The sequence below is a fragment of the Nocardia fusca NBRC 14340 genome, assembly GCF_001618425.1.
Lineage (GTDB): Bacteria > Actinomycetota > Actinomycetes > Mycobacteriales > Mycobacteriaceae > Nocardia > Nocardia fusca.
Genome location: NZ_BDCU01000037.1, coordinates 51,332 through 66,612 on the forward strand (window position 1 = coordinate 51,332; position 15,281 = coordinate 66,612).

Annotated in this window: 1 protein-coding gene (cut by a window edge); it reads right to left on the reverse strand. The window is 66.5% G+C overall.

All coding sequences use genetic code 11. The features are described from left to right. A protein-coding gene (locus NF4_RS23765) for an MFS transporter (RefSeq protein ID WP_063129594.1) crosses the window boundary here: on the reverse strand, positions 1-15,281 show its 3' portion. 11,869 nt of this gene lie beyond the right edge of the window; the window shows 15,281 of its 27,150 coding nt (coding positions 11,870-27,150); the start codon falls outside the window, past its right edge; the stop codon is at positions 1-3.

Sequence of the window (15,281 nt, forward strand, 5' to 3'; positions counted from 1 at the left end):
CTACGATGCGGGATCGGTGGCCGCGTCCCACAGCGCGCGGGCAAAGCGTAGATCGGAGCGCAGCTCCGCGGACAGCTTGTCCGATTTCGACTCGGCCAGCGCCCGGAGCAATCGACTGATCCGGAGATAGTCGCGATACACCCGCTGGTTTCCGCCGCCGGGCTCGGTGCCCAGCGATAAACCCAGTGTCGCCCAAGCGAAGTCAGGGTCAGCCCACATCACCCGTCGCCATCCGGTGAAGCCGGATACGCGGCCGTTCACGAACAGGATGTTGTCGATGGTGAGGGCAGCGGGAATCAGCTGGGATCGCTTCGGCCGAAGCGCCATCGCGAGGATCGGGGCGAACGGTTGGGCCGGAATGTTATGGGCGGCAAGCTTGTCTCCATGTGCCGCTGCCGTTCGCATGTCCTCGTCGACCAATGTGCGCAGCAGCCGGGCAGGATCGTCGGCGACGAGATAGCCGTCGGTCAGCGCGGTGGCGGGGACCTGCCGCAATTGTTCCAGCAATGTCTGCACCGGAGCGTCGACCTCGTCCACCACATGGCCCCAATCGGCGGCAGCGACCGGGTGCCCGGGCAGCCGCTCCTCGACGATCACCGGCGCCGAGCCGTCATGCGGCGCCTGCGGTTCGAGCACGCACAGTGGGCGCGGCACGCGTGTCACCCCGTGGCGGTGCAGCAGCGCCAGCAACTGTGCCTCCCTCATGGTGGTGGGCGCGACTGCGGGCTGATCGCCGACCAGGAAGAAACTATCGGCGACGACCGTGCTCCAGCGATGAGGGCTCTCGATGCGGAAGGCGCGCGTGCTCGAGGCCAGGTCGCGCAACATCGACGCTTCGTCTTCGGTCATCGCCACGGCCTGAGATCCGCGCTCACCAAGCGTCGAATATTCCCGTGCCCTGCGCAGTGGGCCGGCGACCTCCGAGCCGATCAGCCGGTCCGGCGCCCGCGTGGCGGTCATAGTCTTGTCCGCGCTGACCGTGCCGAAGTACCGCGTGCGCATGACGAAGGTCAGGGACCGGTTCCATCCCTCGCTGTTGTCGCTGAGCCGGGTGTCCTCGAACTCCCCGATCCAGTCGCGGGCGCCGGCGGGAATATCGAGGGCGACGGGTTCGGTGCCGGTGTCCAGCACAGTCACCCGGGTGACCCGGTTCCACCATGGTTCATTGGTGCTGACCAGCGTGAGCACTGCTCTGCCCACGGACGTGCGCAACGCTGCGCCGACGGACAGCGCGGTGGTCGCGGCGGCCGCGCTTTGTTTCCAGCCGGGCCAGTCGCTCATCGTTTCACGGACGAACCCTCGGATCGCGTGTGTGACGTTCCGGATCCTGGGCTCGTCGAAGGCCTGTCCGTCCTCACGGAGCGGAACTGTGATCACCCTCGGGTTCGACGCGGTATCGACGACCAACTGGTGGTCGTGCCCCAACGCCCGTCGGACCAGATCGGCACTGCCCCGGGCGGATGTGCCCGCCATCTCGAGCACCGCGGCATAGCTGGCCATGTAGGCGGTGTCACGACTGGGGTCAATCTCCCGGCCGAGGATTGCGGGCACGGTGTCATGCGCTACCCGCTGCACATCGAGAATCGCTCTGGCGATCCGTACGTTGACGGGCATATCGGCGCTGGACAAGATCCCGGCCACACCCCGATGGTCCAGAATCGCCTTGTCCCAGCATCGTGGGCCCAGCAGTGCCAGATCCCAATCCACCATCCCGAACGGGAGCAGCGTGTTGTCCGGAATGACGTCACCGTGCAGCAGCGTGAAGTCTTCGGGTTCGGCCTCCTCGACCATCGCCTCGACCAGATCGAACATATCGCGCGGAATCTGGAGCTCATCGAAAATCCGTGCTGCCGCGGGATTTTGCAGCAGATCCTCGAACAAGCGCCGCTGTTTGTCGATAATCCATCGGAAAAACCCTGCGGTATCCCGATCTTCGGGCATCGATTCTTGCAACAGCTCGCGGATTTCCGATTCCGGAATCCGATCCAATTGCGCCCACAGCCCGCGGAAACCGGCCAGTATCTCATCGCGGTTGTCGTAGAAGTCCGATGCGGTGGCCTGCCGCCCCGGCAGCATATTCGTGAGCACGATCGGTGTGGACTCGGTGGCAACCCACCGGTCCTCGAGACACAGATCGGTCAGCCTCGCATACGGCAGGGGCACATTCTTCACCTCGTACTTCGCCAGTAGCCGCAGGGTGTCGTACTCCCGCAACACCCGCGGGTCCACGCCCTCGGAAGGCTTACGCATCCGGGCGAACAGACCGAGCTCCGGGAGCGCGTAGTTGAAGTTGTTGAACCCTTGCAGCTGCTGCCCGCGTCGCAGCGCCTCCTGCGTCGCGGCCTCGGCCACCGTTTTCGGCATGCTCGGGCGTGCGTCGTTCACCGCACCGAGCGGCCGGAACATGGTGACGTGCATATTCGACCGGCCGGGCTCGGGTGGGTTGTTCGGATCGGAGGGCGGAAGCCGATCCGGCCGGGAGCCTATTGCGCCGTCGGCATCTCCCGAGGCGGACGATCTCGTCGGCCCACCGCGCGGATCTCGATCATCCGATTTTCGCTGTGCAGCCCCGCTCCACGGTGTGGGCCGCGCCGGGATGCGAGGCTCGGACGCGGTGCGGTCGAGGCCGTGGCCGCCTGGATCGTCGAAGGACAAGCGCTCCGGCGGTAGCCCCGCCGCCGCTCCACCACCCCGCGGTGGACGCGCAGCCGACCCGTCCGGCGCCGGCGTGGGGGCAGCGGGCGGTTGCCCCTCTCCGGCAACAGAAGCCGAGCCGAGAACTTGGTTGATCAGGCGAACAGCGGAGTTGGGCGCTTGTGCCGCCTCCGCGAACTGTGACGGTTGCAGCACCCCCGGGTAGTCGCGCTCCAGCCGCCGCAACCGCACCAGGGCCTCGAACGCAGCGAACCGCACCCCCACAGCAGGAGCACTGAACTCCCTGGCCACCGCAGGTTTCACAACCGCAGCCAACTCCCCGACCAGGTCACGCACCGCGGTCCGCTCCAACTCCCGGACCGTGGACTCCGCCATACCCAGCCGCGCCGCGGTCTCGGCAACCGACCGCAACTCCTCGAACCGCAATCTGACCACCCGCTCCGAGGTCTCACCCAGTCGGCCGATCGCACCATGCAGCTCGTCCCTCGTCGCCGCGGCCAGCACTCGCCCATCCAGTCCCCAGGACGATTGGTGATCATGGAACATGAGAGCGCACATCAATTCCCGGCGCAGCCGCATGAAGTCGCTCCGCTGGTACCCGAGCCGATCAGCTACCGCGTACACCATCTGCCGCGTCTCGGGGCCCACGCCGGGAGAACCGTTGAGTGCCCTGCTGACCCCGGCCGGACTTACCTTGATCCTGGCCGAACTTGCCCTGACCGTCTTCGCCAGATCCTCGGTGGTAAGTGTGCGGTGTGCACCGGCAACCCGATGCCTCGCCACTATCTCCAAGGGAAGCTGCGCGACAGACAGCTGGGCGAAGCGCGCCAGCCGGTCGTAGACGCTTTTCTGGTCGACGCCCGCGCTTGCCGCTACCTTGTCTATGGGCAAGCCGTACCCGAAGTGCAGTTCTGCATACAGTACTTCCGGTTCGGGCAGATCCGGAAAATGCGGTATCGCAGGATCCGGGTCGCGAAGGGCAACCCGCAGGATCGCCAGGGCCCGCGACGCCGCACCGGCGGAGTCCTCCTTCGAAACTATGCCGTGGACTTGGTTGATCAGGCGAACAGCGGAATCGGGCAGTTGTGCCGCCTCTGCGAACTCTGCCGGTTGCAGCACCCCGGGATAGTCGCGCTCCAACCGCCGCAACCGCACCATGGCCTCGAACGCGGCGAACCGCACCTCAGCCGCAGGAGCAGCGAACTCCCTGGCCACCGCAGGAACCACCACCGCAGTCAACGACTCGACCAGGTCACGCATCGCGGTCCGCTCCAACATCCGGACCATGGGCTCCGATATGTCCAAATGCTGCGCACTCTCGGCAACCGACCGCACCGCCTCGAATCGCGATACGATCACCTGCTGCTCGAGCATGCCCAGCCGAACGAACGCGCTCTCCAGATCGGACATCGTCGCCGCGGCCAGCACTCGACCATCCAGTCCCCAGGACGATTGGTGATCATGGAACATGAGAGCGCACATCAATTCCCGGCGCAGCCGCATGAAGTCGCTCCGCTGGTACCCGAGCTGGTCAGCTGCCGTGTACACCTTCTGCCGCGTCTCGGGACCTACACCGGGAGAACCGTTGAGCGCATTATCGGCCTCGACAGGGCCTGTCCCGGCCTTCTCCGCCACACCCTCGATTGTTGATGCGTGGTCTGCAACCGCCTCCTGATAACTCGCCACCAACTTCGGGGGAAGTTTCCCGACCGCCACCTGGGCAATATGCTCCAGCCCGTCGCTGACCATGCTCTCGGTGCTGTCCGTGCTTTTCGCTACTTTGTCGATGGGACGGCTGTATCCGAAGTACAGTTCCGCATACAGTGCCTCCCGTCCGGGCGGACTCGCGAAATGCGGTATCACCAGGTCCGGGTCGCGGAGTAGGGCCACCCGCAGCAACGCGGGCGAGGGCGGGGCAGCACCCGGGTCGGAGCCTTCATCCGTTTGCTCCGATATTTCCCCGAGCGGACCAGCCGGTGCCACCTGCGGGAAATGAGTGGCATCGAAAATCTGGTCGAGTGCCGCGTCCACTGGATATGAGTCGGATTCTTCCGGCATCGCCGGAACGTGCTTGCCGACAGCCTCTGCCACAACGCGCAACAGCTGTAGAACGGCAGTTTGATCGAATTGCGGAAGATTCGTGCCGTCGGCCAGGCTGCCACCCACCCAGAAAGTCTGCCGCAACCGCTGGTCATGCCGCGTGGCGGCCAGCGCTGCCATTGCCTGCTGGGCGGCAGCTGCCGGGATCGGGTCCACCAGCAGGCGGTATGCCGGACTGGACTCCATCCCCTTCCCTCGCAGTACCGTGGCGACACCGGTGCACACATGGCGGAACACCATGCGGTCGACTACGTCCCGAGCTATCGCGCGCAACCATGGCTCGACGTCCCGCACAGGCGCAACGGGCCCCTTCGGATCGAAAGCGAGGTCGAAGACCTCCCGCAGGACCTGCCCGACCAGCTCGCGCCGATCGGGTCGGTCGGCCATCGCCCCTGCGGAGACCCGCATAGCGATATCGCGGGAGAACCGCTGCCACAGTCGCTCTCTTGCCGTCTCGTCACCGGCGCGCGCAGCCGACAAGAGCGCCAGTGGTCCCGCGGCGTCGGCGGCCGCTCGGTCCGAGGGGCCTTGGCCGGGTCGAGATCCAATCGGGCTGTCGCCTTGCCCGCCGCGATCCGAGGCCGAATCGGACGCCGGCGGTCGCCCCTCACCGGTGAACGCCGGGTCGATCCGGCCGTTCCCGAGCGCCCGGGCAACCTTTTTGGCCAGCGCCTCCTTCGAGCGGGCCCGCAGACCTCCCGCGAACATCCACGCCACGGCCTTGTCCGTATCCGCGGCACGATAGGTATGAGCGAGTTCGAACCGATTCCACCTGTTCGCCTCACCGTTCTCGCGCATCTGGACTTGGATCACTACGCCGCCGACCACGATCTCGTGCGACGTGGTGGCGACCGGGAGGTCCGGGGGTGTGTCCCGCCACCGTGCGCGGGGATGATGCTCCTCGGTCAGCATCCGGATCACGGCCGCACGCGCGCTGGTGTCGTCGACGTCCTCGGTGATGTCGATCCGCGCTTCCAGTTCATCGAGGGTGGTCGAGGAACTGAACCCGCCGAGCGACTCCATCCAGGTGTCGAATCCGATCGGACCCGCCGGCCGACCCGCGAGCAAGGCATCGGCGTACGCCATCATCAGCCGAGCGCCGATCTCGGCGTTGCTCGGGCGGTACTCCTTGCTCTCGATCTGGTAGTCGACTTCTCCGTCCGCACGCGGGCTGACCGTTATATAGGCGACGTTGTAGGGCGACGAGCGCGCCAATGCCCCGGCGAACTCCGCATGCTCGGCAACCAGCTCACGCCGAGCCCGCTCGTGCCGGCCGTGCGTGGCAACGATGAGCAGCGTGGGCTTCCTGCCGGGCTCGGCCGGCACCAGCTTGGCGTGGTCGGTGAGCCAGGTGCCCCCTTCAGACTTGCGATACCGATGCTCGTGGTGGCGGCGGGTCGCTTCGTCGTCGAGTACCTGCTGTGCGTCGTGGAGTTCGGCGACCACCGCGTCGAGGCGGATGATCGCTTCGGCCCGCTTCCGGACGGCCGCCGCGCGCTGTCGATCCGCTGGTCCCCACCGTTCGACCAGTGGCCGTATGGCGTCGTCGGCGGGGAGCCGGGTTGGGTCGTCGAGGACGGTCGCCGACAGGTCTGCCAACTGCGCCGGATCCACCTCCAACGCCGCGGCCAAGGCGCGCCACTGCTCGTCCACTGCCCGGCGCGCGTCCCGCCGCCTCGCCGAATCCGGCGGCACGCCGGCGTGGTCACTCGCTTCGCCGACCTGCCCGAGCAGCAGCCGGATCCGATCCTGTAACAGCCCGAAGTCCGCGACGGCCGGGCCTTTGTCGCCCAGCGCCGGCCGCGGCGGCATCGGCATAGGCTCTACCGGACCCGGTTCGTGTCGGAGCAGCCGCAGTTGCCGCAGAATCTGCGCCAACCGCGCCAGCTCGACCTGATGGCGCCGGAGCTCGAGCCGTTTCCGTTCTTCGCCCTCGGGCAACGTCACCTGGTCCAGACGTGTCAGGTCGGTCCCTGCTCGGACAGCCAGCCGGTCGAGTTGTCCGTCGATGAATTCCCGTTGACGCGTGAGCTTTTCGAGCACCTCTGGGGCACCGGGTGAATTCCCTGGCTCGGTCCGCGCTCCCCCGGGCGTCAGACCGTGTCGTTTCATCAGTTCATCGCGCTCACGCTCCAGCCTGCCGATCCGGTCGGTGATATCGGCCGCCTCGGACTCCTCCTCGGCGACGACCGGCCGCTTGGTGACTTCCACCCAGCCCTGCTCGGTCCACTGCACGCTCTGTCGTGCGGTTTCGAGGTCGGCGCGTACCATCACTGCCTTACCCGCGTCTCGATCGAGCTCGGCAAGTGCGGCCCGGCCCCACCCGCTCCAGCCGGCACGAGCCAAGGCCGGATCGAGTGCCCGCAGCTGTTCGCGCAGGTCGTCGATCTGTGACCAGGACATACCGTCGGTGTCGACAGACATCTCACGGCGCCCGTGGACCTCGACAGTGCGCAACTGCTCCCACAGCCGTCCCAGCGGCTCCGGCAGCACGGTGATGTCGAGATTCCCGAACGGCGACCGGTCGGTCCGGCGGTAGCCGGTGCCATACTGCACCGGCTCACTCCGGCCGGGGCCGTAACACAACAGGTCGGCCGCCCGGCGGACCCGCTCCACTGTCTCCGGATCCCCCGCTCTCGATGCCGTGGCGTACTGGGCGGCCAACTCCGTCAGCTGCGCACGTGTGTCCGCGGCCATCGGGTGTACGGCGGTTTCGGCCCCGGTGAAGACGAAACCCGCCACCTCCGGATTATCGCCGGGTATGTCGAGCGGCATCTCCTTCAGCACCACGCCGTCGCGGCCGACCGCCACGACCCGATCGCGGATATTGGCCAGCGCGCCGATCTCTCCGGCGGCACCGGACAGCACGACGGCCGCGCCGTCACCCAACGCCGCCACCACCCGGCATATCTGCTCGATGCCGCCGGTGAAGGTGCGCGGTTCGGAACCGAGCGCCGCGGCGACCGCGAATTCCGGGGCGCCGTGGTCGCCGCTGTCCACGCCGAGCGGACGGATATCCGGGTTGTGGGACAGCGCCATGGCCAGCGCCACTACCGCCGGACCGTGGAACCGGGCCCGGTCGGCCGGGCCGGGCTCGGACTGCGGCCGTCCCGCGAGCCCGGCGGCGATCTGCTCGTCCAGCTCCCGCACCTGCCCGGACAGCCGGTCGAGTTCGGCGGCGATCCGGACCAACTCCGGCAACCGCTCGGCGAGAGGGGCCGGCGCCGGGAGGTAGAACCGACTCTGCTTCTCCGCAGGCGGGGGCGGGGTCTGCGCCATCCGGTCCAGTTGCTGCCGGCTCAGCGTATCCGGGTCCAAACCGAGCTTTGTCGCCAATTGGCGGTATTCGGCGGTGGTGACATATTGCTTCAGGACCACCGACGACCGACGGGCAGCGAGCTCGGTCAATCCGTCCTGCTGCTGCGCGGCGGTCGCGGTGTGCAACCGAGTGACTTCCGCACCGCGCTGTCGCGCCGTGCCCGGGTCGAACAGGGGAATGCGGTCCCAGGCCCCGTCGACAAGGTGCACCGGTCGTTTGTCCGGCCCGAAGAAGACACCCTCCACCTTCGAACGGAAATCGTCCTCCGGAGCGAATTCCCGCAGCACTCCGGTGCTGCGTTCGATCTCCACGATCGTGCCATCGATATTCGACAGCACATACTGCCCCGCGTCCCCGCGGGACGTATCCGACACCAGCGCAGCAGCGCCCGGGCCCAGTCGACGCAACTCCCAGGCCAGGTACGTCTGCCCCGGGTAACGCAGAACCCGGGCGCGCACACTGTCGGCCAGATCGTCGGGTGCGGCGCCGAAATCGGGGTGGTCGGGGCGGCGAACCCAGTCCGCACCGACCAGGTCGGCAAACGTTTGCAGCGCCCCGACCAGGCTCGCGTGCCGTCCGAGATCGGCCCGTCGCGGGTCGATCCCCGCTGCCTCCACCAGCCGCGTCAGATCGCGGTCCGCCGCGGCCAACCGATCGCGCGCTTCCCGATACTGCCGGGCGGCTTCCCGCTGCTGCGCGCGTTCGCCGGGGTCGGCCTGCCGGTAGGACAGCCAGAACAAATCATTTTCCGCGATGTCGTGATCGCGCCATCCGCTCAGGTCCACGGTATGGGCGTCCCAGTACCCATACCGCAGCAGCGCCGCGGTGTGTTCCCGGCGCGCATCGGTCAACCGCGCGTAGAGCTGGTCGGCCGCGTCGAGATCCCGCGACCTGTCGGGCGAGTCCGCCGGGTGCTCGGCACGCCCTTCACGCAACTTCCGCCAGGCAATATCGGCGGCGAACTGCGCCCCGGCCAACGGCACTGTCCGCTCCGGGTGGTGCGGTACACCGTCGTCGAAACCGAGTGCGGGAAGATAAAAGCCGTCCCGGCTCAACGCGTCGTTCATCCCCCGCATCGGGTTGTCCTGACCACGGTTCCACGACTGCTGTTCGGGGGACGACTGCGCGTGTGGGTCCGGATTCGATTCGTGACCGGGCCGAGACCCGATGGGGTCGTTCGGACTCCGGCCCCGGTTATTCGATGAGCCCCTGCGCGCAGTTTCGGCCTGCGTCCGCATTTCCATTTCGCGATCGTTCGATCCGGAGCCCGGTTGCTCGGACCGTGGCCTCGCACCGATGCTGTCGGAGCCCGGAGATCCTGTGGACCGGTTGGGCAAGGATGGGGTGCGTGCGTCGTCAGGACTGCCGCCGTCGCTGCCCCGGCCCGCCCGGAACACACCGCGCATCGCCGGTGCGTAGTTGCTCGTATCGCCGAGCGGCTCGGGCTGTAGTCTACCGGCTGCGACAGCACCCCCGGCGTAGGCGAGTTCGAGCCGCACCACCCCCTCGCTGTCGATTAGGACCACGAATTCCGCCGGTGCGCTCAGCCGCGGCAGCACCTCGGAGGCCAGTTCCTCGGCTGTGGATTGCACAGCTTCCAGGTCGGCGGCGGAGCTACCCATCATGACGTCGCGTACCAGATCCTTGACCACCGCAATCGCCGCGTCCGGGGCGACCTCGTCGGAGATCGGTATATGCCACGCCTCGGCCGGCCGTGCGGGACGAGACCGTTTGCTCGCCATCTCCTCCGGCGAATAGAACGTGACCACCCACGCCGCGAGGCCGTGCTCGTCCGGAGAGAATTGTTCCTCTCCGCCCGGAAAGTCGTGGGATTCGAGCACTCGGATCGACTTCACCCGCGGATCCTGGCGCAGGATATTCAGATACGGCTGCCGCAGGTAGGCCGTATTCGGGAACAATTCCTCGCCCGCGTAGTAACCCTTGCCTTTACCTTCCGGACCCGCCTCGTCCTGGTCGTTCATCACAAATGCCACGATCGAGCATTCGGTGGCCGCTGCCAGAGCACGCTCGAAGGCTCCCAGCGCCACATCGAGTTCCCAGCTGAGCGAATCGTGGACAAAGGTCATTTCGGTCGCCGCCCAGCGTCCGTCCTGCAGCGCGAAGACATTTCCCTCGGTGGGTATGGACTCGCTCAACACGTCGGAAATGACGGCATCGGCTCGCTCGTCCGAACGGGCGTCCGCTACGGCGGATTCGTGATCCGGGTAGTAGCGGGCCATGATCTCAGCGCTCGCGGGTACCCATTGCCGCCAGATCGTGCGAGTGTTGAACATTCGCGGGATGCCGTGAGAGTCGACATATTTCTGCATCCCCGGGCCGGGACCGTACATCGCTTGGGCGTAGAGCCATTCGTCGGCGTTGCCCTCGTAGATGAGCTGTTCGACGTTGTTCCGGACGAAGGGGGCGAGAGCCAGCGTATAGCCGAGCGCGTTGCCGCCCCCGATGTTTCCGATGTGCTCGAACTGTCCCGGACCGAATCCCTCGGCTTTCAGGAACCGGATGATGGCATCGATCAATGCGAGGTCGTGGCCGAAGATCCGGTAGCGGAACCGGGGCGGGACGAGCGTGCCCGGTCGGTCATGGTTCGCAGGTGTGAAGACACCGTCCACCCACTCCCCGACATAGTTGCGCAGAACATATTCGCCTGCGCCCCATTCTTTGTCGGCTTCGAAGCCGTCCTGCTGATCGGTCTGATCGGTCTGATCGGCGGGGCGTTCTGCCAACTCGTCGAGTGAGCCGACGACATAGTCCGGTGCCTCGTCGCGGACGCTCCGGTAGCGCAGTACCAGGTGGTAAGGATCCCATGATTGCGCATATTGCTGTGTGACGAATTCGAAAAATCGGAAGGACCGCCCCTCTGCCTGCGGCCATTGCTCGACGATCAGATCTTGCAGGCGGGCGATCTCGCCGAGCATCACCGTGTGTTCGAGGTGTCCGCGGCTTGCGGAGTGCAGCGCGTCCAAGCGTCTGCCGAGCCCATAGAACTGGAAGATCAGCTCCGCATCCAACAACTTACGGACTTCGTCCGGTGAGCTGTCGGCGACCGATTCACCGCGGTGGGCAGCGATGGTGACATGCGCGAGTTCGCGGATCAGGTCCGGGTCGACCCGGGCGGACTCGTCCAGATCGTAACGTGCGCGGACCAGGCGCTCCACCTCGAAGAGTGCCGGAATGAGCATTCTGGCCGTGTCCGCCGGTGCGCCGGTGAGATCCATGACCCGGTGCAGCGTCGCGCTCCACCCGGCGAACTCACGCAACTGGTCGATACCCGGCGGGTAGCGATCGAGGTCGTCCTCGGCGCGATAACGCGAAATCGCCGACAGTACGGTCCGCAGGTCCATGCCCGAGTCCGGCAGTTCCGAAGGCCAGTCCAGGACCACCCGAAGCCGCTTACCGAACTCCTCGGCATCGGGCACGACCTGTGCTGGATCCCCGTACTCTTGGTTGAGCCAGCGCACCAGGCCGTCCAACTCGCCGGGTGTTTCCGCTCCGCCGTATTCAGTGATCAGCATGTGCAACGATGCCCAACGCGCGGGGTCGTCGATACCGTCGAGGTATTGCTCCGCAGCGGTCCGGAAGCGCTCGACGCGCCACGTTCGATCCAGCCGCACAGCCGCCAGCGCTGCCCGGACGGATTCCGGTTTCTGCGGGTCTACCGGCAAGCCCAAGGTGGTCGCCAACTCCGCCACCCGGTCGCCGAGGCCGGCCAGATCGGTAACGGCACCATACGTTTCATTCAGGTGCAGCGGGACGGTTCCCGAGGTATGTCTGCCATGGTGCCACACCGAGATTCCGAGGTTCTGCCCGTCCGGCTCGATCCGCACCTCCAGCCCCATACCCCGGTCGTGCACGTGCGACTCGGCGCGGTCGCCGTATACTCGCACGGCGATATCGCTCGCCGCGGCCGCCACGTGCTCGGTCCCGCCGGACTGTTCGGTGACCAGGAAACGCACTGCGTCGTCGAGGTGATGCGGTTCGGTGGTGTCGTCGAGGTAGCGCCAGATCACGACGCCGGTACCGTCGGGGGTGGCGGTGATCGTCACCGAGTCCTGCTGGGACCGGTTGGCCACGGCAAGCCGCAACGACGACCTGCCCGATTCGCCGACCTCGACCGTCAACTCCACCCAAGGCAGACGGACGGGATCCAGGTCATATCCATTGTCCAAGCTTCGTTCACCGAAGTACGCGACCGCACGCTGGATCATCTCGCGCTGCGACTCGAACGCGAGACCCGTTATCCGGCCGACCATGGTGTGTACCTCTGCGAACGGCAATCCGCCCTTTTCCGGACGGCTCACCAGTGGCACCGACAATCCGGCGGTGACGATCCCCGACCCGTCGTCCCGGCTCAGCCGGAATGTCAGCGGCCGGTCGGTGTATTCGCTCGAAACCTCGACCGCCGCTGCGCCGTCCTGCACTTTCAGGGTCACCGTCGCAGCCGCTTCCGCCGTGGTGCGTGGGTGGTCGAACACCCGGCGTAGCAGGTCGTGCACTGCCGCTGAGGTCATATCGACCCTGTCCTGGGGCCAGCCACCGAGCATCTCGAGAAGTGCGGCCGTTACCCGGTCCGGTGCGGAATTCGCCGACACCTCGCGCCGCGGCACGGTCATGGTTACGGCAGACTTGCCGAACAGTGAGGTGACGGCATCGCCGGAGGCGGGAGATCCTGAGAATCCATCGTCGTCGGGTCCCTGTTCGTCCGAGCGACCCGAGTGCGGTCCGGACGGGCGACCGCTCCACGGTGTCGACCTCGATGCGCCGGCCACCTCGCCCTGCTGGTCCGTCGATGCCGGCTCGTCCCCTCGGCCGGGTCGAGATCCGATGGTGCTGTCGCCTTGCCCGCCGCGATCCGACGGGCTCGTTGGGACCAGTTCCACCGCCGGTGCGGCGTCGAACGGGTCCAGCGGGACGTTGGTCGGCGCGCTGCCGATGGGGTCGCCGGAATCCGGATGGACGGGCGACAGCGGCGGTCCGCCCGTGTTGGGGCCGTCGGATGCAGGCATATCGGCCTGTGTGACTGTTTTGCCCGACCATGGTGTGCCGGCCGGTCGATGGTCGGAGGGTTGCGCGTCGTCGGGTATTCCGCTGTGCGTGGGTCTGGCGCCGATATCGTCCGACCCACTGGTCCGTCGCTGCGATCGGGTGGGAGATGGTGTGGCGGTGTCGTCGTGATCGCCGGTCGCCGCCCCAAGATCGCGCCGGCCGGCCTCGAGTAGCCGGTCGAGCGCACTGCGCTGCGCCACCGTGAGGCTTCCTCCGTGCTGCGCCACGGCAAGGGCATCGGCGGCGTGGCCGCGATGCGTAGCATCCATTTCGAACCAGCCGGTCACCAGATTGCTCGCGATGCCGTGCAACCATTCGAGCGGGGCGGCATCCTGGACCGGCCAGCGGTAATAGTCCGCGATGACGAACGTCAACCGGCTGAGTCGATGCGCTACGCCCACCAACGGCCGTAGCTCGAACGGGACAGCGGTTGCCGGAACGCCCAGATCGGTACGCACTTTCGCGAACACGGCGCCTCCGTACTTTCCGCGCAGTTGCTCGAATGCCGCTTCATCGTTGCCTCGAGCGCGGTGTAGGACGCTGTTGTCGTCGGAAGGGTCTTTGCTCTCGGATATTTCGTGCGTATCGGATGCTTCCGGCGTAGTGGGCTTTTCGTTGGGCTCCAGGAGGCCGATTCTCTTCTTGCTGGGTGGGTTGCCGCGGTCTCTTTGAGGGAGGCCCTTGTTGATGTCTTCGAGAGTGCCGTCCTCGGTTCTGCGGTATCGGGCGGTGTGGATTCGGCGGATTGTCTCGTAGGGGTGGGTGAATTCATCGGCGTCGATCACCCGGGGAATATGGAGCTCTTTCTCGCCGGATGATTTCGCTTCGGCGTGCTTGATGTTGGTGTCGAAGATGATCGCCTGGCCGGGGCCGGTATTGACGATCGTGAAGACCTGTATGGTTCTGCCGCCGTCGTCGACCAGGACGTCCATCGTGTCGACCTCGGTCCGCTCGGCATTCTTGACCTGGTCGATGAGCGGTCCGAACACGCCAGGGGTGCGCGGGGCCTGCGGGTCCGTTGTTTCGTCGGCGGTATCGGCCGGGAGGTGGTATTCGACGAGTGCGCCCCTGGTGTACTTTTCGAGGGTTTTGTAGTTCCGTTTCCTGCCGCGGGGTGCGGTGGCGTCCTCCTTACCCAGCCCGTGCAGGATTCGGGCGGTCCGGTCGAGGCAGTCGTCGCGCAATTCCTCCCACCACTGGCGGCGGACACCGTTTTCCAATACGAGCGCGGCGGCGGTGGCGCCGGCGAACATACCGGCGGTGGCCAGGCCGGCACCGGTGCGGCCCAAGGTCGCTACGGCCGGGATCACCAGTCCGGAGCCGGCGATGGCGCTGACCTGATTGACCGTGTTGGTGATCGACCACCCCTGCCCGAGCCCATTGCCGGTGAGATTACGCAGGTAGTAGGCGAAATCGATATTGTTGAGCATCACAGTGGCGCCGGTCGCCGCCACGGAACCGGCGATGAGCCACTGATTATCGGTGGCCGCCAGGGTGCCCGCCTGTATCATCCAACTACCGAAGGTGAGTCCCAGGGTTCGGTCTTTGATCCATTCCCGAAAGGATTTCCACGCCTTCAGCGCCGCGCCGAACAACGTCCCGATACCTGCGCTGGCCGCCACCATTCCGATGCTCTGCGGAGAATAGTTCGCCTCATCCATCAACGCTGCCAGCTGCACCCAGATAGCGCTGCCGCCGACGCCCCAGGGAATGAGCAGGCCCTGGTAGTAGCGCATGTATCGGTCGTTCCACATCGTGCGCGCCACCTCGCGCATCGAAGGTTTTTCTTCCTTCTCCGGGCTCGTATCAGGCAAGCCGCGCATTGCCCGCCAATTCGCCAAACCCGTTGCCGCGCTTGCCCACAACGGCATGGCGGCGGAAATGTTTGCCATGACCGGCCAGGTGAATCTGCCGAGCAAACCGCTGGAATGGCGGTCGATCATCATGAGGGTGTCGGCGGCTTTGCGTCCCTCCGGCGTGCTGATGAGCGACGGACCGTAAACCTGGACTCCGGCGTTGTATACCGCGCCGGTTGCCGCCATGACGGTCCCCGCGCCGATGAGTGCCTCGACGGTGCCGGGCAGGCCGAGCCCGGCATACAAGGCCGCGCCGCCGGCGGCCACCGAGCCGAGCAACCCCGCCC